Origin of the sequence: Ketobacter alkanivorans, from assembly GCF_002863865.1 — a bacterium.
Taxonomy (GTDB): Bacteria; Pseudomonadota; Gammaproteobacteria; order Pseudomonadales; family Ketobacteraceae; genus Ketobacter; species Ketobacter alkanivorans.
In genome coordinates this window covers 3,662,130-3,686,496 of sequence record NZ_CP022684.1, presented here as the reverse complement: position 1 = coordinate 3,686,496, position 24,367 = coordinate 3,662,130, and the positions used below count along the sequence as shown (strand labels likewise).

20 protein-coding genes are annotated in these 24,367 nt (G+C 53.5%); 10 read left to right on the top strand and 10 right to left on the bottom strand.

Annotated features, from left to right (window positions below; all coding sequences use genetic code 11):
* Positions 1-77: 77 nt before the first annotated feature.
* The 8 genes from Kalk_RS15695 to Kalk_RS15660 form a co-directional block, all read right to left on the bottom strand.
* Positions 78-1,649 carry an SPOR domain-containing protein gene (locus Kalk_RS15695; RefSeq protein WP_101895149.1) on the bottom strand — a complete coding sequence of 524 codons (1,572 nt, stop codon included), beginning with the start codon at positions 1,647-1,649 and terminating at the stop codon, positions 78-80.
* Positions 1,627-2,712 carry a 3-dehydroquinate synthase gene (gene aroB, locus Kalk_RS15690; protein WP_101895148.1) on the bottom strand — a complete coding sequence of 362 codons (1,086 nt, stop codon included), beginning with the start codon at positions 2,710-2,712 and terminating at the stop codon, positions 1,627-1,629. Before aroB ends, Kalk_RS15695 begins: the two co-directional genes overlap by 23 nt.
* Before the next feature lie 112 nt (positions 2,713-2,824).
* Positions 2,825-3,346, bottom strand: a complete 522-nt coding sequence (gene aroK / locus Kalk_RS15685; protein WP_101895147.1) for a shikimate kinase AroK — start codon at positions 3,344-3,346, stop codon at positions 2,825-2,827.
* Between the two features lie 3 nt (positions 3,347-3,349).
* Entirely contained in the window at positions 3,350-5,428 is a 2,079-nt protein-coding gene (pilQ, locus tag Kalk_RS15680) for a type IV pilus secretin PilQ (RefSeq protein ID WP_101895146.1), read from the bottom strand.
* 71 nt (positions 5,429-5,499) lie between these two features.
* Positions 5,500-6,030, bottom strand: a complete 531-nt coding sequence (locus Kalk_RS15675) for a pilus assembly protein PilP (protein ID WP_101895145.1) — start codon at positions 6,028-6,030, stop codon at positions 5,500-5,502.
* Position 6,031: 1 nt separating this feature from the next.
* Complete coding sequence (locus tag Kalk_RS15670) at positions 6,032-6,625, bottom strand: type IV pilus inner membrane component PilO (protein WP_101895144.1); 594 nt, start codon at positions 6,623-6,625, stop codon at positions 6,032-6,034.
* A 2-nt stretch (positions 6,626-6,627) separates the two neighbouring features.
* Complete coding sequence (locus Kalk_RS15665; protein ID WP_101895143.1) at positions 6,628-7,185, bottom strand: PilN domain-containing protein; 558 nt, start codon at positions 7,183-7,185, stop codon at positions 6,628-6,630.
* Complete coding sequence (locus Kalk_RS15660; protein ID WP_101895142.1) at positions 7,185-8,249, bottom strand: pilus assembly protein PilM; 1,065 nt, start codon at positions 8,247-8,249, stop codon at positions 7,185-7,187. The genes Kalk_RS15665 and Kalk_RS15660 overlap by 1 nt, the downstream gene beginning before the upstream one ends.
* 210 nt (positions 8,250-8,459) lie before the next feature.
* Between Kalk_RS15660 and Kalk_RS15655 the strand changes: the two genes are divergently transcribed.
* The 9 genes from Kalk_RS15655 to Kalk_RS15615 all read left to right on the top strand — a co-directional run bounded on the left by Kalk_RS15655 (position 8,460) and on the right by Kalk_RS15615 (position 19,958).
* Complete coding sequence (locus Kalk_RS15655; RefSeq protein WP_101895141.1) at positions 8,460-10,958, top strand: penicillin-binding protein 1A; 2,499 nt, start codon at positions 8,460-8,462, stop codon at positions 10,956-10,958.
* A gap of 182 nt (positions 10,959-11,140) precedes the next feature.
* Complete coding sequence (locus tag Kalk_RS15650) at positions 11,141-13,273, top strand: type VI secretion system Vgr family protein (RefSeq protein ID WP_101895140.1); 2,133 nt, start codon at positions 11,141-11,143, stop codon at positions 13,271-13,273.
* Positions 13,274-13,313: 40 nt separating this feature from the next.
* A complete protein-coding gene (locus tag Kalk_RS15645; protein WP_101895139.1) occupies positions 13,314-13,781 on the top strand; it encodes a DUF6484 domain-containing protein in 468 nt (155 codons plus the stop codon).
* 1 nt (position 13,782) lies between these two features.
* Entirely contained in the window at positions 13,783-15,090 is a 1,308-nt protein-coding gene (locus tag Kalk_RS15640) for a class I SAM-dependent methyltransferase (protein WP_101895138.1), read from the top strand.
* Positions 15,090-16,106 carry a DUF2169 family type VI secretion system accessory protein gene (locus Kalk_RS15635; RefSeq protein WP_101895137.1) on the top strand — a complete coding sequence of 339 codons (1,017 nt, stop codon included), beginning with the start codon at positions 15,090-15,092 and terminating at the stop codon, positions 16,104-16,106. The genes Kalk_RS15640 and Kalk_RS15635 overlap by 1 nt, the downstream gene beginning before the upstream one ends.
* Positions 16,103-17,176 carry a beta-ketoacyl synthase N-terminal-like domain-containing protein gene (locus tag Kalk_RS15630; protein ID WP_158643530.1) on the top strand — a complete coding sequence of 358 codons (1,074 nt, stop codon included), beginning with the start codon at positions 16,103-16,105 and terminating at the stop codon, positions 17,174-17,176. Before Kalk_RS15635 ends, Kalk_RS15630 begins: the two co-directional genes overlap by 4 nt.
* Before the next feature lie 9 nt (positions 17,177-17,185).
* Positions 17,186-18,085, top strand: a complete 900-nt coding sequence (locus Kalk_RS15625) for a PAAR-like domain-containing protein (protein ID WP_101895135.1) — start codon at positions 17,186-17,188, stop codon at positions 18,083-18,085.
* Positions 18,086-18,103: 18 nt separating this feature from the next.
* Positions 18,104-18,631 carry an SMI1/KNR4 family protein gene (locus Kalk_RS15620; protein ID WP_101895134.1) on the top strand — a complete coding sequence of 176 codons (528 nt, stop codon included), beginning with the start codon at positions 18,104-18,106 and terminating at the stop codon, positions 18,629-18,631.
* Between the two features lie 10 nt (positions 18,632-18,641).
* The gene (locus Kalk_RS15615; RefSeq protein WP_158643529.1) at positions 18,642-19,958 is read left to right on the top strand and encodes a TIGR02270 family protein; all 1,317 of its coding nucleotides are present in this window, start codon (positions 18,642-18,644) and stop codon (positions 19,956-19,958) included.
* A gap of 120 nt (positions 19,959-20,078) precedes the next feature.
* Here Kalk_RS15615 and Kalk_RS15610 read toward each other — a convergent pair whose 3' ends face one another.
* Complete coding sequence (locus Kalk_RS15610) at positions 20,079-21,674, bottom strand: isocitrate lyase (protein ID WP_101895132.1); 1,596 nt, start codon at positions 21,672-21,674, stop codon at positions 20,079-20,081.
* Between the two features lie 203 nt (positions 21,675-21,877).
* Positions 21,878-22,657, bottom strand: coding sequence for a PhzF family phenazine biosynthesis protein (locus tag Kalk_RS15605; protein WP_101895131.1), 780 nt, complete (start codon positions 22,655-22,657; stop codon positions 21,878-21,880).
* Between the two features lie 218 nt (positions 22,658-22,875).
* Here Kalk_RS15605 and Kalk_RS15600 point away from each other — a divergent pair, with 218 nt between their 5' ends.
* Positions 22,876-24,363, top strand: a complete 1,488-nt coding sequence (locus Kalk_RS15600) for a capsule assembly Wzi family protein (RefSeq protein WP_101895130.1) — start codon at positions 22,876-22,878, stop codon at positions 24,361-24,363.
* Positions 24,364-24,367 lie beyond the last annotated feature (4 nt).

Below are 24,367 nucleotides of genomic sequence, written 5' to 3'. Positions count from 1 at the left end.
TACATGGCATTTACCTGTCTCAGTCGTCTTAAACACGCAAAAAACAGTCCAGAAATGAATAAGTTAACGATGACTGCCTAGTTTTTTAGATCTTTTTGAATTGCTTCGATTTTTCGGATCCACGGACCCTGTTTCTGCAGTTTTTGAGGCAATTTCGCCACCGCAGCCTTGGCCGCCTCATAGTTTGGGAAGCTGGCTTGCACCACGACAAACCAGGGCGCACCATTTCGTTGAGTCTTATAATAGGAAAGCTTCTGGACACTGGGATACATGGCGAGAAACTTGTCTACGGTGCTTTTTTCCTTGGCGCCCAAGAGCTGCAAAGCATAATGTTCTGGCGGCAGCGACAATATCCACGCAGTGCGCGCATCCGCCGACTTGGGCGTCTGCTTGGGTGCCTCCTTCGGCTTGGGCACAACCACTGCCTCAGGCTGTTTCACTGCTTCGGCCTTTGCTGGGGGCTTATCGCTTGCAGCTAATGCTGTTTTCGCCTCAGAGGCGGCTGTTTCTTCCTTTATAGGTTTAGAAACAGGTTCAGCAGCCTGCTCAATTTCAGACGCCTTCACCGATTCACTGACAACGGGCTCAGCTTTAATCGGTTCTGCCTGCGTTTTGCTTGTAGACGGCTCTGGTATGGCGGAGGGTTCATTGGCTAATGGGCTCTGATTGACGGCAGGCTCACTGCTTAACCGCGCCCCGGAGGCAAGGTCAGTTGTCACGCTGGAGCCCGCATCGAGCGCTGGGCTGTGGCCGGTTGCGTTGTCTCTACTCAACACCAAAAACAGCAGCAGACCGACCACCAACACCAAGGCACCAAGGTGCATCCAGGGCAGGTCTGTTTTGATTCGTGATTTGGATTTTGCGGGCAGCGACGCCAACAGCAGCTCGGCCGCTATCTGATTAACTCGCACGACATTGCCGAGACTGTGATTAAAAATCTGATCGACGTGTGCCTCACTGAAATGCACATGACCGAGACCGCCCGTATGCAGTCGATACGCAAGATAGGCGGCGGTTTCATCACGGGTCAATGGCGCGAGCAGTGCGCGAAAATGATCGGGCACCTGATCAAACAACGGCGACAACTGCATGACATCTTCTGGGTCAGATGCATCCAGCACCAACACCACCTTGACCGGCAACCCCGCACAAGATGCCAGCATGATAGAAAGCAGTTCGACACTGCCGTCATCCAAAAACTGGCTGTGGCTTACCACCAGCAGCAGCACACGGGAGGCATCATCCGCCGCACTGGCACACTCTACCAACTGTGGCTGCAAACTGGCGACATTAAATGGGGCTCTGCTGTGCCAAGGCCCAGACAATCCAGCAAGCAACACCTCTGGATTCATCAACACATCGGCCTGTACCAGCGCCACATCGAATAAATCAGGATCGAGCTGACTTAACAGACGATCAATCAAGTAGTGCTTACCCACCCCCTGATCGCCATACAGCAATAACAAACTCGGGCCATAGCGCAATAAATGGGCAATTTGATCCAGCAGCTCCTGACGCCCGCCACCAGGAAAGAACAAGCCCTCCACATCCCCGTCGTCAAACGGAGACGCGGCCCCTAAGGCAGGCTCATCTTCATGCAGGTCATCACCGAGTTTCGGTTCAATATCAGGCTGATTCAGTGCAGTCATTCAGGGTGGCTCGAAGCATTCCTTGGTCAAATTCCGCAGTCACTATCGCATCACCAACCGACTTGAGCAAGACCAGCCGAATGCGGGCATCCACATTTTTTTTATCCACGGCCATCTTATCCAGATAAGTATCCACCGACATGTCTGAAGGCCCAAGTACTGGCAGCCCGGCCGCAGCAATGATCGCTCGACTGCGCGCTACGTCCGGCTCTGAAATAAAGCCCAATCGTGAGGATAAATCCGCAGCCATCACCATCCCCACACCAACGGCTTCCCCGTGCAACCACTTACCGTAACCCTGAGCCGCTTCAATAGCGTGCCCAAAGGTATGTCCTAGGTTCAGGATCGCACGCAAACCACCTTCGCGCTCATCCGCGGCCACGACTTCGGCCTTCACCTCACAGGAGCGCTTGATGGCATACGTGAGTGCCTGTGCATCGCGAGCCACCAGGCTCGGCATATTGGCCTCCATCCATTCCAAGAAAGCGACATCACGAATCAGGCCATACTTAATGACTTCCGCCAAGCCTGCCGACATCTCTCTTTCAGGCAATGTGTTCAGGGTATCCGTATCAGCAATAACCGCCTTGGGTTGATGAAAGGCTCCGATCATATTTTTGCCCAGCGGGTGATTCACGCCAGTTTTACCGCCCACCGAGGAGTCCACCTGAGATAACAGGGTGGTGGGAATCTGGATGAAGTCCACGCCGCGCTGATAGGCTGCTGCGGCAAATCCTGTAATATCGCCGATCACTCCACCACCGAGAGCGATCAAGGTGGTGGTACGACTGTGCTTTCGCTCCAGCAGCGCCGTAAATATCTGGTTCAATGTGTCCAGGGTTTTGAATTGCTCCCCATCAGGCAAAATCAAACTGGAGGCCTGCAAGCCCTTCAGGCCCGCCATCACCCGATCAAGATATAAGGGAGCGATAGTGCTGTTTGTCACCACCAAAACCTGTTTGCCCGCCAATTTGGGGATCAGGCCTGACAGGTTATCCAACAAACCCGAACCAATGTAAATCGGATAGCTGCGCTCACCCAGATCAACGCTGAGAGTTTCCATGAAGACTCCTGAGACTCATATTCTGAAAGGTCGCTATTGTACGGGCAACAGGCACCAGCACACCAGAACGTGGGTGTAATCTATACAATAGAACCAGTGACGGAGAAAAAAATTAAATGGCCTGGGTGACCAGATCAGAAATGGTTAAGGCAACATCCTTGATATTCGACGCATCGGTGTCCACCACGTGGTCTGCCACTTCCAAATAGAGCGGCTCCCGAGTTTTCATCAGCTCGGTAAGCACTTTACGCGGCTCAGCATGCTGCAACAGCGGCCTTTTACGATCCTTTGCGGTTCGCGCCAACTGCTGCTCAATGGATGTTTTGAGATAAACCACAATACCGCGGGCAGAAATAGCCCGGCGGTTAGCCTCTCGGGTTATGGCTCCACCGCCAGTGGCCAGCACAATGCCGTCCCGCTGTGTCAGCTCATCAATCACCGTTTCCTCGCGGCGGCGAAAGCCTTCTTCGCCTTCCACGTCAAAAATCCACGGAATATCGGCACCGGTACGGGCTTCTATTTCGTGGTCTGAATCGACGAATTCATAGCTCAGGGCTTGGGCAAGCTGACGCCCGATGGTGCTCTTTCCTGCTCCCATCGGGCCAACCAGAATCACATTACCGTGTTTTGACATAGACTACTGGGCAGCCAACACATCATTCACAATACGTGGAGTGATGAACACCAGCAGCTCTGCTTTCTCTGACGACTCCAGCGTTCGACGGAACAGGCGGCCGATCACAGGGAGATCACCCAGGAAAGGGGTTTTAACCACTTCATGGACTTCCTGAGATCTAAACACACCACCCAGCACTACCGTCTGACCATTGTCTACGATGACACTGGTTTCGATCTCATTGGTTTCGATAGAAGGCACACCATTGAATATGTCACCTACAGAGTCCTGGTTAACTTTCAGATCCATAATGACCCGTCCGTCCGGTGTGATCTGTGGCGTCACTTCCAGAGACAGCACCGCCTCTTTAAATGAAGTTGAGGTTGCACCGCTGGAGGAAGCTTCCTGATAAGGAACCTCTGTACCAGACTGAATCTTGGCTGTTTGCTGATCCGCAGTCATGACCTTCGGCTGGGAAACGATGTCAGCCCGACCATCCGACTCAAGGGCGGACAGCTCAAGATCAATAAGCCCGTTATCTGCATCAAAGAAGCCGAAGGTAATACGGCTGGCAGATGTTGCTGCCAAATCAGAAACCGTACCTAAATCCAAAGCCAGCGTACCAGTGCCGATCTCAAAATCATCGCCATTCACGATATTGGCAATATTGCCTTCGGCTCCGTTCGCGTTACCACCCAAATATGACAGACGATCACTGCCGATATTGAATGCGCCCAAGCCCCAGCGAACACCAAGCTCCTCTACCGCATCTGTATTGGCAATCACGATACGAGCCTCGATCATCACCTGTCGTACAGGAATGTCCAACTGCTCCAACATAAAGCGAACTTCATCGATATTGCCGGAGGTATCCTGGATCAGCAGAACGTTGGTACGCTCATCCACCGTTATGGTTCCACGCTCACTGAGGAAGCCTGAATTGGTCACCAGCTCAGCCACTTCACCCGCTTTGGCATAATTAACAGTCAGGTATTCTGTACGCAAAGGCGCCAGTTCTTTAACCTGACGCTGACTTTCCAGCTCGAGCTTTTCTCGCGCCGCTATTTCATCAGCAGGAGCAACCAGCATAACGTTGCCGACTTTACGCTTATCGAGACCTTTGGTCTTCAAAATCAGATCCAGGGCCTGATCCCAGGGAACATTCTGCAATCGCAAGGTGATCCGGCCGCGCACAGTGTCACTGGCAACCAAGTTAAGCTCGGTGAAATCGGCAATCAACTGCAGTACCGAGCGCACCTCGATATCCTGAAAGTTCAAGGACAGCTTCTCACCGGTGTACTGGAATTTCTCTTTGCGCTTGCGCTCAAGCTCTACGGTACTGATAGGCTTCACGCTAATGGTGAAAGTCTGATCAGTTTGGTAGGCCATGTACTCGTATTCACCGGTAGGTGTCACCGCAATGCGGGCGTTTCCAGATGCCGTGGTGGCATCGATCAATTTGACAGGTGTAGCAAAGTCCATCACATCCAGTCTGCGATGAAGCTGGTCTGGCAAGGTGACACCAACAAACTCAGCCACAATCTTGCCACCTTCCTCAATCAAGTCCACTGGAGCATTAGGATTAGACAATGTAATTACTACTTGCCCTTCACCCTGCTCGCCACGACGAAAATCGATTTCTTGAACACCGTCAGCCCTAGCCTTCGCGGGCGCTGACGCTACCCGTTCAACACCGGACACCGGCTTGGCACCCGCAGTAGTCGACGGCGCGGCATCACCAACGCGTAACAACAGGTTGTTACCACTCACCGTCGTTGTATACCCAACCAGTGAACTCATGTTAACAATAAGGCGGGTGCGAGTGCCGGCCCCCATTACAGTCAGACTGCGCACATTACCGTTGCCCAAGGTTATGTACTTTTCAGTTAACCCATTGCTAACACCATCCAGATCTATTGCAATCCGCGCCGGTGAATCAGTGGTGTAACCCGAAGGCTCAGGTGGCGCACTGTCAAATTTCAGTTTGATTTCGATGCCATCCCCAGGTAGAGCGGCAGACTCTACGCCGGTCAATTGTGCGGCAAAAAGCGGAGTGGACAGCAGGGCAAACACAGCGCCCCAACAGAACTTAAATTTCATTGCAGCTACCTGCTTGCTTGTTATCGTTTGTATGAAAGTCTGAAACCTTTTCATGAATTGTCTCCCACGCTTCAGTCTTCACGCAACACTAATGTGCGTGGACGCTCAACCCAACCATCCTGGCCATCAGATACTATCTCAATGACATCTACCCTACTGGGAGTGATCGCAGTGATCTTGCCAAAATTTCGGCCCAAATAATTGCCTTCCTTCACCCGGTGCAAACCGTTATCGGGATCCTTGACCAGCGCAAACAAAGAAGCCCCTGGACGACTTAGCGTTCCCACCATCCCCAAAGAGTCGATACCAAACTGCTCGAGCACTTCTTTAGGGCGATTAAAGTCCGGCTTCACGTTGCTGCGCTTTTGCGGCAAAGCAGTCATTTCGACTTCAAGAGGCCTGTCAAACGGGCTTCTCAGGGCCGCAGCACTGTACGAGAAGGCCTTGTACACTTTGAATTCCGGTGGAGGCTCAATCCGCCCTTTCGGCCGGCTCTTAACTTCCGCCATTTTTTTCTTAATGTCGGTGAACTGGGTATCACCACCACAACCTGCCATCAAAATACCGATCAAGGCTATTCCAATAAAACTTACGCTTCTCATATCAATTTTCCTTATAGCGATAAGTTTTGGCGCGAATCTTCATCACCAGCTCGTAGGTACCCTCTTTTGCGGGAGCTATATCGAAGTCATGCAGCGTCACGATGCGAGGTAACGCAGCAACAGCGCTGACAAAAGAGCCAAAGGCATGAAAACCACCTTTTACTTCAATATCAATAGGCAGCTCTACATAGAACTCCTTTGAGCTTTCCGGTGCGAGCTGGATACTGTTGAAAGTCAGCCCCGCTGTCAAACCCGTATGACTGATATCTTCCAGCAACCCTGGTACTTCTGTATCGCTGGGCAGCTGTCTCAGCAAAGCACCAAAGGTGCTTTCCATCTCCTTCATTTGCTCTTTATAAGCATCCAAATTAGAGGCTTTGAAGGCTTTTTCTTCGTAGGATTTCATCAAGGTTCCCTCTTCAGAGGAGACCTTGTCGAGCTGCATCAAAGAATCCGACAGCATAAGATGAAACACCAAGAAACCCGCCACTACGCAGGCCACAACCCAAATAAATACCTTGATCGGAAGCGGCCAACCACCAATATTTTCCGGATCGAGGTTATTGAAGGACTCAAAAAACTCTTTAATGTCCATAATCAGCCCTCCTCATCCGTGGCGCGTTTCTGACGTTTCACGGTTAGATCAAACTCATTAACCGCCTTATCTTTGGACGCAGCCTGAACCTTGGACAGGTTCGGAGAGTCAAACAGCTCCGAGGAATCAAGATTTCGCATCAAATTGGATACCCGGTTATTACTTTCGGCAAACCCAGTCATGCTGATTGTTTCATCAGTCAATTTGATCTGCTTGTAGAATACGCCATCGGGTACAGTCCGAACCATCTCATCAAAAACCTTGACGATTTCAGGTCGATTGCCCTGCAGATCCTGGATGACTTTCATACGCTCAACGAGGGACTCGCGCTTTTTCTTCAGATCTTCAATTTCTTTGATCTGCTGCTCCAGCTTCTTGGTTTCGTTTACGATGAACTGATTACGCTGGTTCTGGTAATCAATCTGGGACTGAACGTTCATGTCGACCAGGTACACGCAACCTGCACCGATCAGGAGCACGCCGAACAGAATCACAAAGAACTGTTGTTTCAGCTCCTGGCGCCGCTCTTCGCGCCAGGGTAAGAGGTTAATCTTTGTCATCAGTCAAAACTCCTTAACGCCAAGCCGCAGGCGATCATCAGTGATGGCGCATCGGCGCTGAGTAGAGACGCGTTTACCTTCGAGGAAAGAGCCATGTCCACAAACGGGTTGGCTATGGAAGTGGTGGTGCCTACTTTATCCTGCACCATCTCGGCCAGGCCGGGAATTGAGGCTGTGCCCCCTGCCAGCAGGATGTGATCCACATCGTTATATTGGCTGGAGGAGAAGAAAAACTGCAAGGATCTGGTTACTTGTTGTACAACGGCTTCCTTGAAGGGTTCCAAGACTTCCGTCTCGTAGTCATCGGGTAGACCGCCTTGTTTCTTGGCCAGACCCGCTTCTTCGAAGGACAACCCGTAACGACGTTGAATTTCTTCGGTCAGCTGCTTACCGCCGAACAACTGCTCTCGAGTGTAGATAGTGCGGCCATCATGCAGAACGCTGAGGGTGGTCATGGTAGAGCCGATATCAACAATCGCTACCGTCTGCTCTTCACCGCCATCGATCTGATCCGCTACCAAACCGAAGGCACGCTCCATGGCGTAGGCCTCAACATCCATCACCTTGGCGGTAAGTCCGGCGATCTCCAGGACATCTACCCGCAACTCGACGTTTTCGTTGCGGCAGGCTGCCAGCAGCACTTCCACCTGATCAGCAGAGCCTTCGACCGTGCCTTGCACCTCGAAATCGATGGCAACTTCATCCAGTGGATAGGGAATGTACTGGTCGGCCTCAACCTTGATCTGGCTCTCCATCTCGTCTTCGGAGAGTTTGCCGTCCATTTCGATGACCTTGGTGATCACCGAAGAGCCAGCAACAGCCACCGCAGCGTTTTTAACGCCACTCTTGGCTCGAGCCACGACGCGGGCGATGGCTTCGCCAACACCCTCCACATCATTAATATTCTTTTCGACTACGGCGTTGGCTGGCAATGGCTCTACCGCATAGGCCTCGACCTTGTAGCGATTACCACTGCGACTGAGCTCGAGCAATTTGACCGATGTCGAGCTGATATCGATTCCCAACTTGGCTGTTGAAGCCTTCTTACTGAGGAAGGGCAGCATATCTTCCTGTCCTGTTTTGTAGTTCTGCTTTATTTATGAATTTTTGTGCAGTTATGCACACTTACAAAAACAATGTGTCTATTTACATTAAATACCACAATATTAGAACACGCAATTAGATCACGCCTACAATATCGTCGTATAATTCACACTCTGAACATTTTATTACCATATCCGACCACTCACTCTGACCGACGTTACACCTAAAACATGCTTAAAACTCACCCGATTTTACGTGTCTCACTGTGGCTTTTACTGCTGGCCATCAGTGCGGGATCCATCGTGTTCACCGGAACGCTACTTTACCTCGGCCCAAAACTGCCTGAAGTTGAGCAGATCCTTGAAATACAATTACAGACGCCTTTGCGCATTTATTCCAGTGAAGGCAAGCTAATCGCAGAGTTTGGTGAAAAGAAGCGCTCGCCGATCCTCTATGAGGATATCCCCCAGGACTTTGTTCACGCCGTACTGGCAGCAGAGGACGCCCGCTTCTTCAAGCATCATGGTGTCGACATCAAAGGGCTGGTTCGCGCCAGCCTGGAACTGGTAACCACAGGCTCCATCCAGACCGGTGGCAGCACCATCACCATGCAGGTCGCGAAGAACTACTTTCTTTCCAGAGAAAGAACTTTTTTAAGAAAATTCAATGAGATACTGCTCTCTCTAGACATGGAACGCAAGCTCAGTAAAGAGCAAATTCTGGAACTCTACATCAATAAGATCTATCTGGGACACCGGGCATACGGCATTCAGGCAGCGGCTCAAGTCTATTACGGCAACCCCGTTCAGGCACTGACACTGGCACAACTGGCCACCATTGCCGGCCTTCCCAAGGCTCCCTCAGCCTATAACCCGGTGACCAACCCGGCACGGGCCCTTTCTCGCCGCAACTGGATTCTGTCGCGAATGCTGGAACTCCGTTATATCGACCAGCAACAGCACGATACGGCCGTCGCCGAGCTAGAGACTGCTGAACTGCATGGCATACCGGTAGAAGTGGAGGCACCCTATTTCGCGGAAATGGTTCGCCGCGACATGATTCAGCGCTTCGGTGATCGCGCCGACACCGATGGCTATCGGGTATACACAACACTGAAGGCAGATCTGCAGACCGCCGCCAACACCGCCACCCTGAAGGGTCTGATCGATTATGATCGCCGCCACGGGTATCGGGGCGAGGAAGCGAAATTGGGTTTTCCGCTTGAAGAGGTTACCAACTCTGACCTGCTGGCCGAGCTGCGACGCTTCCGCACTATTGGCATCCTACAGCCCGCAATCATCACCAGTGCCAGCGATGAATCCGCCGACGCATTACTGAAAACCGGCGAAACCATCACTCTGACTCTGGATGGCATGAAATGGGCACGCCGTTACATCGACAACGTTGACCGTGGCCCCGAGCCCAAAAAGGTCAGCGACGTGGTTCAACCTGGCCAGATCGTACGAGTAACCCAGGAGAAAGAAGGCTGGTCACTTGCTCAAAAACCCATTGCACAAAGTGGCATGACCTCCTTTGACCCGAAAAACGGTGCACTGCTGGCCTTGGTGGGCGGCTTTGACTTCCAAAGCAGTAAATTCAATCGTGCCATCCAGGGCGGGCGGCAGGCGGGCTCGAGCTTCAAACCGTTTATCTACAGTGCGGCCTTGGAAAAGGGTTTAACGCCCGCCACCATCATCAACGATGCCCCGGTGGTGTTCGAGGATTCCAGCCTGGAGAGCACCTGGCGTCCGGAGAACTCCGGCGGTCGTTTCTACGGCCCCACCCGCCTGCGGCAAGCGCTATACAAATCACGAAACCTTGTATCCATTCGAGTGTTGAGACAAATCGGCATCCGCCATACGATTGAACACGCCAGCCGGTTTGGATTTGATACCAGCAAATTACCCAACAATTTATCCCTGGCTTTGGGCAGTGCAGCCCTCACCCCTTGGGAGATCGCCTCGGCTTACATGGTGCTGGCAAATGGCGGCTACTTGATGGAACCTTGGTATATTCAGCGTATTGAAGACAACACCGGCACCACGTTATTTGAAGCCAATCCTATGGTGATCTGCGATGAGACCTGTATCCAGCAACGGGAAGCGCAGCAGGCGGCGACCGATAGCGAAGGCCTCGATTTTGCCACGCTGTTGGCGCAGGAGGCCAGCCCAGAACCCGAAACCAACGACACACCAGACAGCGCAAACAGCGAGAGCGACGACAAGCCGGTACGTTATGCCGAGCGGGTGCAGGATGCACGCATCAATTTTCTGATTACCAGCATGTTGCAAGACGTTATCAAGCGCGGCACCGGCGTGAAGGCCCGCGTACTGAATCGATCTGATATCGCGGGGAAAACCGGCACCACCAACGATCAGAAGGATGCGTGGTTCTCCGGCTTCAACCGCGACATTGTGGCCACTGTGTGGGTAGGCTTCGACCAACCGCGCAATCTGGGCCGGGGCGAATACGGCGGCACCGCAGCACTGCCCATCTGGATTGACTACATGCGAACCGCGCTCAAGGACTCCCCCCAAACCCCACTGAAGATCCCCGACGGCATTACCACCGTTCGCATCGATCCAGAAACGGGCAAACGAGCCAAGCCAGGGCAACCCAATGCGATCTTTGAATACTTCAGAGAAGAGAACGTACCGGCCCAGGAAGTCGACGACGACATGGTGAACCCTCATACCGATGGTGGCACCCTGCCGGAACAGCTCTTTTAAACACATCGCAACAGGCTGGGAACAGATCGGGCCGTGTAAACCCAACAATTAATCACACTTTCGGTGTGGTCCAATTCATTGACAGTACGCAGGCTTGCGCGTAGAAACTATGGGTTACCGTTAGGCTAACAGTGCCTTAGCAAGCACTCAGGGAAAGCACCCTTAAACGGGTGCAAAGAGATATGACACAAGACACCCGTTTAATTCGCTTGTCAGGCAGTTTCATTGACGAGTCCTGCGTAGCTGTGGAGATGGAAGGCAAAGAAGCGCTCTCCACACCCTACGAATTTCGTATCAAGTTTCTGTCGGAGAAGCTGGATCTTTCCTGCGATGCGGTAATCGGGCAAAAGGTTGCCATCGCCATTCATGATCAGGGCCGAACAGAAGGCATTTATCGACACGGGCGAGTGAATCGACTGGTGCTGGACGATGTCAGCGAAAACGGCGTGCGTTACTACCAGATCCACGTAGTGCCCGGCCTTTGGTTTCTATCACAAGCTAACCACAACCGCATTTTCGAAAACAAAACCAGCATTGAAATCGCAGAAGAAATCATCGGCGCTTATGGTGCTTTTTGTGAACTGGAAACCAAAACCAGCGGCACTTACCTTAAGCGAGAATATTGCGTTCAGTTTAATGAAAGTGATCTTGAGTTTGTGGAAAGGCTATTGGCAGAAGACGGCATTTCCTATTATTTCTCGTTTTCTAAAAGCAGCCATACGCTGGTGCTCACCGACCAAACCAACGGCTTCGTGGACTGCTCCCAATACAAGGTTGTGAAGCGGGGGCTATCCAGACAGGAAGGCACCGAAGGTGCCGTGATTCGTCAATGGAGCCGGGCTCTGAATTATCACCCCCAGGCATATCAACTACTGGACTACAACCAGGACACGCCGAAAAACTTTTATAAACAGCGCGTGCCAACAACCTCATCGTTCTCACAAACGCCCCCCGTTGATACCTTGGTGGGATTTGGCTGCTACAACTTTAAAACCGGCAGCGACAGCTGTCATGACTTTGATTCCGCCTACAACAAGCGCATTACACAAAACCGCATGGAAGAGCAGGAAACTCGCCACAATATGGCAGAAGGTGTCAGCAACTGCCCTAGTTTTCACCCTGGAGGGCGCTTTGAGATTGCCCATAACGCAAGCTCGGAGTCAGGCCGCTATCTGTTATGGGAAGTGAGTCATCGGGCCAACAACAATATCGATAGCCCAAGCCGATATGAGAATCAGTTCTCCTGCATCCCGGCGACCATTCCTCCTCGCCCAGCCAAACCCCACTACAAGCAGCGTATGGCAGGCCCGCAAACAGCGAAGGTTGTAACCCTGAGCGCCTCCGGCTCCTCGGCGGACGCCGACCCTCAGCGCATGGTAAAGGTGCAGTTTCCATGGGATAGCGATCACAACAGTTGCAAACTCCGCGTCATGCAAAGCTATGCAGGCAGCGGCTGGGGCGCAAGCTTTGTGCCTCGCGAAGGCCAGGAAGTACTGGTGGATTTCATTAACGGAGATCCAGATCGCCCCATTGTCGTGGGTGCCATGTACAACAAAGACAACCAGGGCCCAAAATACACCTCGACCCAGTCCGGCTTTCTCACGCAAAGCGGTGACGCCAATGAGCTGCGTTTTGATGACGCTGGCGGGGCCGAAGAGATCTACCTCAAGGCTGGCAAAGACATGAACTTTGTTATCGCCAACAATGAAACCGGCGAAGTCCAAAACGATCAGGCCCTGACCGTTCAAAACAACCGCGGGGTCACCGTCAATGCCAACGAAACCAAATCGGTTGGCGGCAACCAGACTGAATCCGTGCAGGGTAATCACACTGAAACGGTACAGGGCAACCAATCGGTAACCGTCGCCAGCAATCAGTCCACCTCGGTGGGCCAGAACCAGACCACCACCGTCTCCATCAACAGCGCTGAAACCGTCGGAGCCGCCAAGGAACTAACCGTGGGCGGCCTGTATCAGGTCACGGTAGGGGGCGCCATGAATGAGACCGTCGGCGCAGTGAAAGCCGAAGAAGTTGGTGCCAGCAAGAATGTGATGGTCGCCGTCAACATGTCCGAAAACGTGGGCAAAAACCGCAGCATTTCCGTCGGCGACTCCAGCAGCCATCAAGCGAAAAAAATTCAGATTTCCGCAGACGATGAACTCATCATCAAAGTAGGCAAAGCCAGCCTGTCGATGAAAAAAGATGGCACCATTCAAATCAGCGGAAAAGACATTCAACTCAAAGCCAGCGGCAAGATCAATATCAAAGCCAGCAGCGATGTCGTTGTCAAGGGCAGTAAAGTGGGCATCAATTAAGCTGCATCAACAGAAGGACTTGAATAAGAAGGAATGATTTATGACAGCATTCGAAAGCCCTGACATCGCTCTGCTACGCAGCCCAGTCTATGGCGTGATTACTGGACAGTTTGTTGGCTATAATCAGCAACACCAACCACTGACGATTTTTCCGGGTCAGGAAGGTACGGCGGCATTGCCTGCGCGCACCATAGCGAACCTTGCGCGGGTTCCGTTCGGAGCCGAGGTGTTGCTGCAATTTGATCAGGGTGACGTAACCAAGCCCGTCGTGCTCGGTGTCATCCAAGATCCAACCCAATGGACCACCGAGCTGGATGGGCAGCAATTGGACGTGGATGCTGACGGCCAACACCTGCACATCCAAGCCAAACAGCAAATCGTGCTGCGCTGCGGCGAAGCCAGCATCACCCTCACCCGAGCAGGCAAGGTTCTGATCAAGGGAAACTACGTCTCCACCCACGCCACCGGCACCCAGCGCATCAAAGGCGGCTGCGTGCAGATCAACTGACATGAACCAAACACCCTACGATCATCTGCCCTATCGCTGTCAGCCCATAGAATGGACGGCTCCGGAACGACTGGCGCTTGCATCACGCCTGCACGGCGGGCCCGCGCCAGATCTGCGCCAATATCGGGTATTGGAGCTGGGCTGCGGCGATGGCAGCAACCTGTTGCCCATGGCGTACTACCGCCCTCAGTCTGAGTTTTATGGTATCGATAGCGCGGCAACACAAATCGACCTGGCACAACACCGACAAACGCAGCTAAAGCAGGACAACATCCGGTTTTTTCCCTTGGATTTTTGTCAGGCGGACGATCACCTGGAAGGCAAGTTCGATTTCATCATCGTACATGGCGTGTTTTCCTGGGTGCCTGACAGCGTTCGCGACGCGCTTTTTGTGCTGTGTCAAAAACGCCTTACCGACAACGGCCTGCTGTATCTGAATTACAACACCAAACCCGGCTGGAACATCAGAGGCATGGTTCGGGATTACCTGCTGGCGCACACCGGTAAAACCGGCACACTGCAACAAAGAGCGCTGCAAGCACAACACACCGCCAGCAAGATGGCGCAATTACTGTCCCAGCCACAGGCAAGTGAAGCCCATCCGTTTTCCACGTTACTGGCAAACGAATTTCGATTCGTATGTGAAAACCACTACAGTTATGTGGCCCACGAGTTCTTGGCAGAGCACAACAAAGCGTATTGGCGCAGCGAATTTATGGCCTTGGCAGAGCATTACGGACTCTATCCAATAGCCGACGCCGATTATAATTATCCCTCCGGCAAAGTGGATGCAGCCCTGCCTCAACAACTCTTAAGTCAGGCGTTAACGGGGCCAAGCCTGGAAGATAGCGTGGATCTAATCAGCTACCGACAGCTGCACACCCCCATACTCAGCAAACAGCAAGCGGCACACCCCAGCATGGAGACAAGCTCACTCATTGATCTCCATGTGGCATCCTGCCTTCAGCCGGTGCAGCCGCACTGGTATCAGCACCCCAACGGCTATCAGGTGGAGGTCAAAAACGCTCAGCTGGCCATCGCCCTGGAGCACCTGTTTCGACTGTGGCCCGCCAGCGCACCCATCGCCACCATACTGGATCAAAGTCAAAGCATCATGGAGGATCTGCTGTTACTGCATAATAACGGGCTGGTGGAATTGCGGCTGCCTGAAGCATCGCGTCTGCCGCCTGACAGCGCGCAACTGAACCCATTGAATCAGCAGGAGTTGCAATGGGGCGGCTACTTCACCACGGCAAGCCATCAGCGCGTCACAGCTGACTTGCACTCTGCAACCGCAGGGCATGCCTGATGTGGGAGCTGAACAACAAAACGCCTTTCGCAGTGGGCAAAAGCTGGGGGCGGGACATCAACGGATGGCACCAATGGCTGGTGGCCGTTAAAGGCACTTACGACATCAGCGAAACCGGGACACTATCCCTAGCGGAAGAGCAGTCACCGGCCCTGCTGGCGCCGGAATATTTTGGAGAACCAGGCCAATCCAGCCTCAAATACGATGCCGATGTCGTTGCGGGCAAACCCGCCACCGACATCCTGGTCAACGGCACAGCCCATGCTCCGGGCGGCAAACCCAGCGTGGAATTCGCCGTAGCGCTGCGCATCAATGACCAACAAAAAGCGCTTAAAGTGCTGGGTGAGCGCCATTGGGAACAGGGCATAATGGGGTTAAAACCCTCCACGCCACGCCCCATTCTATCGGCCCCCATTCGCTACGAACGGGCTTTTGGTGGCTACGACCACAGCCACCCCAACCCCAAAAAGCATACATGGGATCCGCGAAACCCGGTTGGCTGCGGCGTGGTGGCCAGCGCCTTGGACACCCTCTCCGCTCAACAGGGGATGCCCCTGCATCAATTTGAATATTTGAAAGGCGACCCCAAAAAGGCTGGCCCCGCAGGCTTCGGTGCCATCGACAGCTTCTGGAGCCCTCGGCGTGAATTAACCGGCACTTACGATAAAGCCTGGCAAGAACAGCGGCACCCATTGTTGCCTCTGGACTGGGACAGCCGCTGCCTGCAATGCGCTCCCAAAGATCAGCAAAGTGAAAAGCCGCTGCGAGGCGGCGAAACCATTGAGCTGATCCATCTAACCCCGCAGGGAAAACTGCAGTTTCAACTGCCACGGGTCTATCTCGCCTTCACCACCTACATCGATAACCGTATAGAGGAGCATCGCGCGCAATTATCCAGCGTGATCATTGAACCGGATCAACGTCAGCTCAAAATGGTATGGACCACCTCACTGCTGTGTCGCAACGAAGCCGACTATCTGGATCAAACCATTATCCGACAGAAAAGGTACCAATGATGGGTACCCCTTTATTTGTAGTGGCTACCGGTGCACGCACCCCCCTCGGACTACATTCAGCGGCCACTGCCGCCGCCGTGCGGGCCGCCATCAGCAGCTGCAGCGAGCACCCCTTTATGGTGGATCTACTCGGCGATCCCATGGCAGCCTCGATGGACGCAGTGCTGGATGCGCGCCTGAATTGCAATGAGCGCATGCTGGCTATGGCGCAAACTGCACTACAAGAAGCCACCCTGCCCTTTGCTCACACCCCTGCTCCGCCAACCATCCCTTTATGGCTAGGATTACCGGAGCCCAGGCCCGGCTTTAGCGAGCAAGACGCCCAGCAAATCTGCCAACGCCTGATAAGAGAAACCGAACTGCCCGTCAAAATAGGCGACCGCTGCGCCTTCATGGCAGGCCACAGCGCAGTGCTGTCCCTGCTGGATCAGGTCATGGACGACATGAACCAAGGAAAATACAACGCCTGCATCGTCGGTGGCGTCGACAGTTATTTCCATCCAGACACCCTGCAATGGCTCGATCAGAACCGCCAACTGGCAGGCGATCGCTCCCGCTCCGGGTTCGTTCCCGGAGAAGGTGCCGGTTTTTGTTTATTGGCAAACCTGAAAGGCATGCAGCACTTTAACAACAGCACGCCCATGGCCACCATATCCAGCACCGCCACAGCATGGGAATCCAAACTGATCAAAACCCAGGACATCAACCTGGGAGAAGGATTGACCCACACCATACGTGCCACCGTACAGGGCTCTGCGCCCTCAGCACCGCCTATTAATGCCGTCTATTGCGACATCAACGGCGAACGCTATCGAGGTGAAGAGTGGGGGTTTACCTGCCTGAAACTGGCCCAGTACTTTGATGACCCAACCGGCTATTGCAGCCCGGCAGATTGCTGGGGTGACATGGGGGCAGCATCAGGAGCCCTGTTCATGGTGTTAGCCACCCAAGCGGCACAACGGGGTTATGCGCAAGGCACGCGCAACCTGCTCTGGGCCAGCTCAGAGCAAGGCCTGCGCGCCGCTGCGCTGGTTGAAACCAACATCACCCCCACGCCATTCCGAGGTTGATACATCGCCATGCCCAGCGTCTCTATTCACCCACCCAAAACACCTGTTACCAAAGGCAGCATGGGCATTGCCAAAGCCACCATTCCCAATGTCTGCAAAATGCCGGGGCCTCCCGCCCCCTTTGTGCCCTCGCCCTTACCTAACATCGCCAAATCCGGAATGTCGCCAAAGGGCTACTCCACCACCGTGAAGATCGAAGGCAACCACGTTGCCATCCGTGGCAGCACCTTCAAAAGCATGGGCGACATGGCCAGCAAAGGCACCGGTGGCGGACTGATTTCGGCCAACACCCATGGCCCCGCCAAGTTTATTACCCCCGGCTCCATTACCGTTAAAATTCAGGGCAAGAGCGTACACCTGCTGGGTGAGCCCATGCTGAACAACTGCGCTGCCAGTGGCATGCCGCCCAATACCGGCGCCACCATGACCGGACTGGATCAGGGCTCAAGCAAACCCGGCACCATCACGTTAAAATGCGATGAAGGCTGGGATGATTGCCAAAAGAAACAGATGCAGGCCAAAGCCAAAAAGCTGGATGCGCTCGCCAAACAGAACAAAATGAAACCACGCAACACCTACGCCAACGGCAAGCCCACCCTGGCCCGAAAAAACGGGAACGGCTGGGCCGCCAAATACGCCAGGGACTGGAATAAACCTGCGCCCTCCGGCTGGAACGACAAATACAACCCCGCCAAGCAGGATGCCCAATTTTACGACGATTGCGCCAAAACCAATGATCCAAAAGCCAAGAAAATGCAGGCCGATCACGTTCACGAAATGCAACTGGGTGGCAACGCCCAAGGCCCCTTCCTCTGGCTCGACAAAGAAGTGAACGAAGCCAGCGGCCGACAAATCAAAGAAAAACTTAAAAAGAACCCCGACCCAACCGGGTTTGAAGCCGACTGCTAACACTGAGTGAGACACCCCATGGAAGCATTAAAACAGCGACTGGAAAAAGCCATAACCGAAGGTATCCAAGCACGCCAACGCTACTACGACAGCATAGAGCTGGACGCAGAACAGGAACTGGGAGAGCCCGCCGCAGAAGCCAGCATCCAGAAACTGGAAAGCATACTGGGCACAGCGTTACCGCCCTCCTACCGCGCGTTTCTGCTGCTCCACAATGGCTGGAAAGAAATCGATGGCGGCGTCGACCTGGTTCCACTTGAAGAGCTTCTGGGTATCACCAACGAGCACGACCTCAGCGCCTGGAAGCAGTCTGCCCTTGACTCAGGCGACGACGTTGCCGCCCGCAGCCTGGTAATCGGCGCCTCACTCATCACCGCAACCAAATATTTGCTGGACCCCGTCGCAGCCTCTCAAGATGGAGAATGGCCCCTGTTGCAATACCATCACGAGATAGAAGCAGAGGTTCCCAGCTTCATTGAATGGCTTGAGGATTCCGTGGAGGAATACCTCGAATTGGCCGAACTGGACATGTCCGACGACGAATAAAGGTGTGACCGTGATACTGGCCCCAACCAACAACGCCCAATCCTATACTTATAGGCATCCGCAAGAACTGCCCCAAGTGCTCGAACAGTACTTGGAAGCCGCCTTTCTATATACACAACGGCAGGACCTGATCAGTGGCCCGAGTCGCTCCCTGCAGGACAACATGTTGCTGGATCTGCGGATTGACGCATTATTGGACGGACTCCGTGTCAGCCCCAACCCATCGGCTCAGATCGTAATGCAGGCACTGGAAGAGCCCTCCCCAGAGCTTCTGTTTCTTACCTGTATTCTGACCCTGGAATCGAAAAACACTCCTCGACTGAAGCAGCTGCTGGCCCTGGCAGAAACAGACAGCGACCTTCAAAAAGGCCTGCTGGATGCGTTTTCCTGGGTGCCACTGAGCTTTACACAACCACTGATCCCCCACCTGCTGGCATTCAATTCCACATTCTTCCGCCAGGTGGGGCTGCACCTGTACCGACAACATCAAATTCACGCCGACACCGAATTCGAACGAGCCATCACCCAACAGGAGCCGAGCATGCTTGCATGCGCGCTACAAGCGGTGGGTGAAATCGGAATGCTGGATCTACTGCCCCATTGCCTGGCCCTGCTAAACCATGAACGTGCCGACATTCGATTTATGGCCGCTCGCAGCTGCGCAATGCTGGGTGAACGAGAGCGCTCATTGGCGTACCTTCGACAGATCGCTCTGGAGCCTGGCTCGCTATCATCCCCACTAACAAAGTCAGCACTGGCACTACTGGCCGCCTTTATGCCCCTGCCAGAAGCACACCTGTTTTTGTCATCCCTGGCCAGCCAGAACCCCGATCGCCGCCTGTTAATACACATGGCAGGAGAACTAGGTGACCCCGCCAGCGTACCCGCGCTGTTACGCCTCATGCAGGATAAGACCCTAAGCCGCCTGGCAGCACATGCATTCTGCATCATCACCGGGCTGGATTTGGTAGAGAACGATTTGGAGCAAGCTCCACCGGAAGACCTCACCGGCGGCCCCAACGATGACCCGGACGACGACGCCGTAGACAGCGATCCTGACGAAGACCTGCCATGGCCCAATCAACAGCAAGTGGTAGCATGGTGGACAAATCACGGCAGCGCCTTCAAAGCCGGTAGCCGCTACCTGGCAGGAAAAGAGGCCACCCAGCACAACTGTCTGGCAGTATTGGAACACGGCTGTCAGGCACAACGGCGCGCGGCTGCATTGCAATTGAAAGCCATCTCCCCCAGCTCACCATTATTCCTGCTGGATGCACCCGCTTGGAGGCAGGCTGCACGGCTAAAGGCACTGATCGCCAGCGTTTGACCTGTTGCACAATTACAACGTACAAAACCAGCGCACAAAAAACTCACAAAAAAAGGGCCGGTTGTTTCCAACCGGCCCTTTTTATCAGATAAATAATCTTATCTGTTTAACACATCAACCTTAGAACTGGTTCATAGTGTTGTCTTTACCAGAGGCTTTCAGAGCCGCATCACCAGAGAAGTACTCTTTGTGATCGTCGCCCATGTCGGAACCGGCCATGTTCTGGTGCTTAACGCAAGCGATGCCCTGACGGATCTCTTTACGCTGAACGCCTTCAACATACGCCAGCATACCCAGATCGCCGAAGTAACCTTTAGCCAGGTTGTCAGTGGACAGCGCAGCAGTGTGGTAAGTCGGCAGAGTGATCAGGTGGTGGAAAATACCCGCTTCACGTGAGGCATCTTTCTGGAACGCCTGAATCTTGGCATCGGCTTCTTTAGACAGTTCGCTTTCGTCATACTCAACGCTCATCAGGTTGTTACGATCGTAGGCAGAAACGTCCTTACCAGCTTCACTCCACGCATCAAATACCTGCTGACGGAAGTTCAAAGTCCAGTTGAAAGATGGGCTGTTGTTGTAAACCAGTTTCGCGTTTGGAACAGTCTCACGAATACGGTTAACCATTTCAGCGATCTGACCAACGTGGGGCTTCTCAGTTTCGATCCACAGCAGATCAGCACCGTTTTGCAGAGAAGTAATACAGTCCAGAACAACACGATCAACACCAGAGCCTTTCTTGAACTGGAACAGGTTAGAAGGCAGACGCTTGGGCTTCAACAATTTACCGTTGGCCTTAACAACCACATCACCATTAGCAATGTCGTCGGCGCTTTCGATGTAATCACCATCCAGGAAGCTGTTGTACTGGTCGCCCAGGTCACCCGGCTCTTTGGTTACAGCGATTTGCTTGGTCAGGCCAGCACCCAAGGAATCAGTACGGGCAACGATCACACCGTCGTCTACACCCAGCTCCATAAACGCGTAACGTACAGCGCGGATCTTAGCCAGGAAGTCTTCGTGAGGAACGGTTACTTTACCGTCCTGGTGACCACACTGCTTCTCATCAGAAACCTGGTTTTCGATTTGGATACAGCAAGCACCCGCTTCGATCATCTGCTTGGCCAGCAAGTAAGTGGCTTCTGCGTTACCGAAACCAGCGTCGATATCAGCAATAATAGGCACAACGTGAGTTTCGAAACCGTTGATCTGGCTCAGCACTTCGTCAGCCTTGGCAGAATCACCCGCTTCACGAGCAGCGTCCAACTGACGGAACAGGCCGCCCAGTTCACGCGCATCAGCTTGGCGCAGGAAGGTGTACAGCTCTTCGATCAGGCCAGAAACAGACGTCTTCTCATGCATGGATTGATCAGGCAGAGGGCCGAAGTCAGAACGCAGAGCAGCAACCATCCAACCAGACAGGTACAGGTAACGACGCTTAGTGTTGCCCAGGTGCTTCTTGATAGCGATCATCTTCTGCTGACCGATAAAACCGTGCCAGCAACCCAGAGACTGAGTGTACTGAGCGGAATCAGCATCGTAAGCAGCCATGTCTTCGCGCATGATTTTGGCAGTGTACTTGGCGATGTCCAGACCGGTTTTGAAACGGTTCTGCAGACGCATACGAGCTACCGACTCAGGATTGATCGCGCCCCAGGTAGGGCCGTTAGCGGCGATTACAGACGCTGCTTCGTCAGTAAAAGTGGAGTAGTTAGACATGGTTGATCCTCTACGTTTAGGAATTTGGTATCGCAGCAAGTACGAGCTTTACTGCAGATGGTGGGCATTCTAATGACCACTCCTGCATAAATGAAATCAATAGATCGTATAACCGGTATTTTTTGCGTGAATAATGGTCACAAGGCCCGTAATACGTGGCCTTTAACTATAGAAGGCAGCATCGGTGACTGCAAAGTCAGCACCTAGGTCTGTATTTCACCCTCCAGAAACAACACCGCAGAACCGGATATCTTGACCCTCTTTCCTGCCAGCTCGCAACGAACATCTCCGCCTCTGGCCGAAATCTGACGAGCCTCCATTCGATCCCGCCCCAAGCGCTGGGCCCAATAAGGCGCCAATTGAGTATAAGCCGACCCAGTCACCGGATCCTCCGGGATACCACAGCGGGGCCCGAAAAAACGCACAACGAAGTCTTTATGCTCACCAGGCGCCGTCACTGCCACCCCACGCAGATCCAACTCCATAAGAGCAACCATATCAGGCTCTAAACCGGCCAATTGCTGCTCAGTCTCCAATACCACTATATAGTCTTCTGACGCCAGACATTCCCGAGGCTGAACCCCCAACCCTCGCACCAAGGCACTTGGTGCATCACATAGGGTGCCGGGCTGGGCTGGGAAGTCCAACGTCAGCAGTCCGCCACTCCTAACCACGGTCAGCGGCCCAGACAGCGATTGAAAAACAACCTGAGCCTGATCCCAGTGGAGCTTTTCATACAACACAAAAGCAGCCGCCAAAGTGGCGTGGCCACAGAGCTTCACCTCCACTGTCGGCGTAAACCAGCGTATACGAAAGCCATCTTCTTCAGGTACGAAAAACGCCGTCTCTGCCAAGTTGTTCTCGGCAGCAATGGATTGCATCACATCATCAGGCAACCACTGATCAAGAGGCACAACAGCTGCAGGGTTGCCCTCGAATGGGCGAGAAGCAAAAGCATCCACTTGAAATATTGAAAATGACATCACCAACCTCAATCCTTGATTTGTTATAGGCCAGCAACAGTAATGCAACTCAATCACAACTACAAACCGGCAAAGTCAGGCGCAGTCAAAATCCTTGTTAAAAATCATCCAGTTGTTCTTGCATCCCCCCTATCAGCGCTGCAAAATAGCCCCCGAACCAACAGGAGAAATGGATCATCGTCACCGTGCAGGGAAACAAGCAAAAACGAATCCGACGCATGGTCGCAACCTTTACCGGTTCACTGCTGGGCGTAATGGTGGCCAACGCTGCTCACGCCGGGCCATGGATCAACCCCGGCGACGAGACCTTGCGCCACCATATACAAGTTCTCTCTGATGCTGGCATCATCAGTACCCCAGTCACCACTTGGCCCCTCATGTGGAGCGGCATAAAACACGATATGGACACGGCCAAGGCTGAGCGACTCACCCCAGGGCAACAACTGTCCCTCAACTACGTGCGTTTCGCCTTACGCAGAGATACCAGTGACGACGTACGCCTGCAGTGGCGTGGCGACCTACGCCAAAGCCCTCACTTGTTTACTGACTTCGGCGACAGCCAACGAGATCAGGCCCAAACCAGCCTCAGTGCAGACTGGATGAGCCAAAACCTTACTGGCCGCCTGAAAATATCCTACACCGACGACGCCAACGGCGATTCCAATGGGAAACTCGATGGCTCCTATGTCAGCCTGCTACTGGGCAACTGGGCCTTTAGCGCCGGTGCAGTAGAGCGCTGGTGGGGCCCCGGCTGGCAAAACAACCTGATACTGGGCACCAACGCACGCCCTGCCCCCAGCTTAAGCCTACAGCGCAACCATTCCGCAGCGTTCGAAACACCCTGGCTCAGTTGGATCGGCCCCTGGCATTTTGAAACCTTCATGGCCCAACTTGAAAGCAACCGATACGTAAGCAACGCCCTGCTATGGGGCGCACGCTTCAGCTTTCGCCCCATACAACCGCTTGAAATCGGACTGACCCGCACCGCTCAATGGGGCGGCGAAGGCCGACCGCAGAGCTTCAGTACATTCGTTGATCTATTATTAGGTCGCGATAACCGAGGCGATGACGGAGTCGACCAGAGCAACGAACCAGGCAACCAGCTCGGCGGCATTGATTGGCGCTTAAGTGGCACACTATTTGAACAAACTGGCGTAGGGTTTTACGGCCAGTGGGTTGGCGAAGATGAATCAGGGGCCCTCCCCAGTCGCTTCACCATGCTAATGGGCCTGGATGCCAGCATAATTAGTGAACAGCTCCACCAGCGCCTCTATCTTGAATACAGCGACACCACGGCAGAGGGCTTCAAAGGGGAAGGAAGCGATCGCCCCAACTATGCCTACGAGCACAGTATTTACCAAACTGGTTATCGTTACCGCAATCGTGCGATCGGTGCCAGTACCGACAACGACACTCGCATGCTAACCTTTGCGCACGACATGTTTGTGGGGGATGATCTGCAAATAAGCTGGTCGGTATCGAAAGTGGAACTGAACCGGGATGGCACCGATCAACCCAACCGAGGCGGCAACACCCTGAGCCGAGAGATTAGAACTGATTTATGGTTGGCAGATGCGCGTTACAGCATCCTATTCAACCCTTGGCAGCTCACCTTTGGGCTGGATTATCAAAGTGAAGACCTAACCTACGCAAAAGAAACCATCGGCGGTGCCGGAGCCTATTTTGCCTGGGAAGCGAGATGGTAAATAG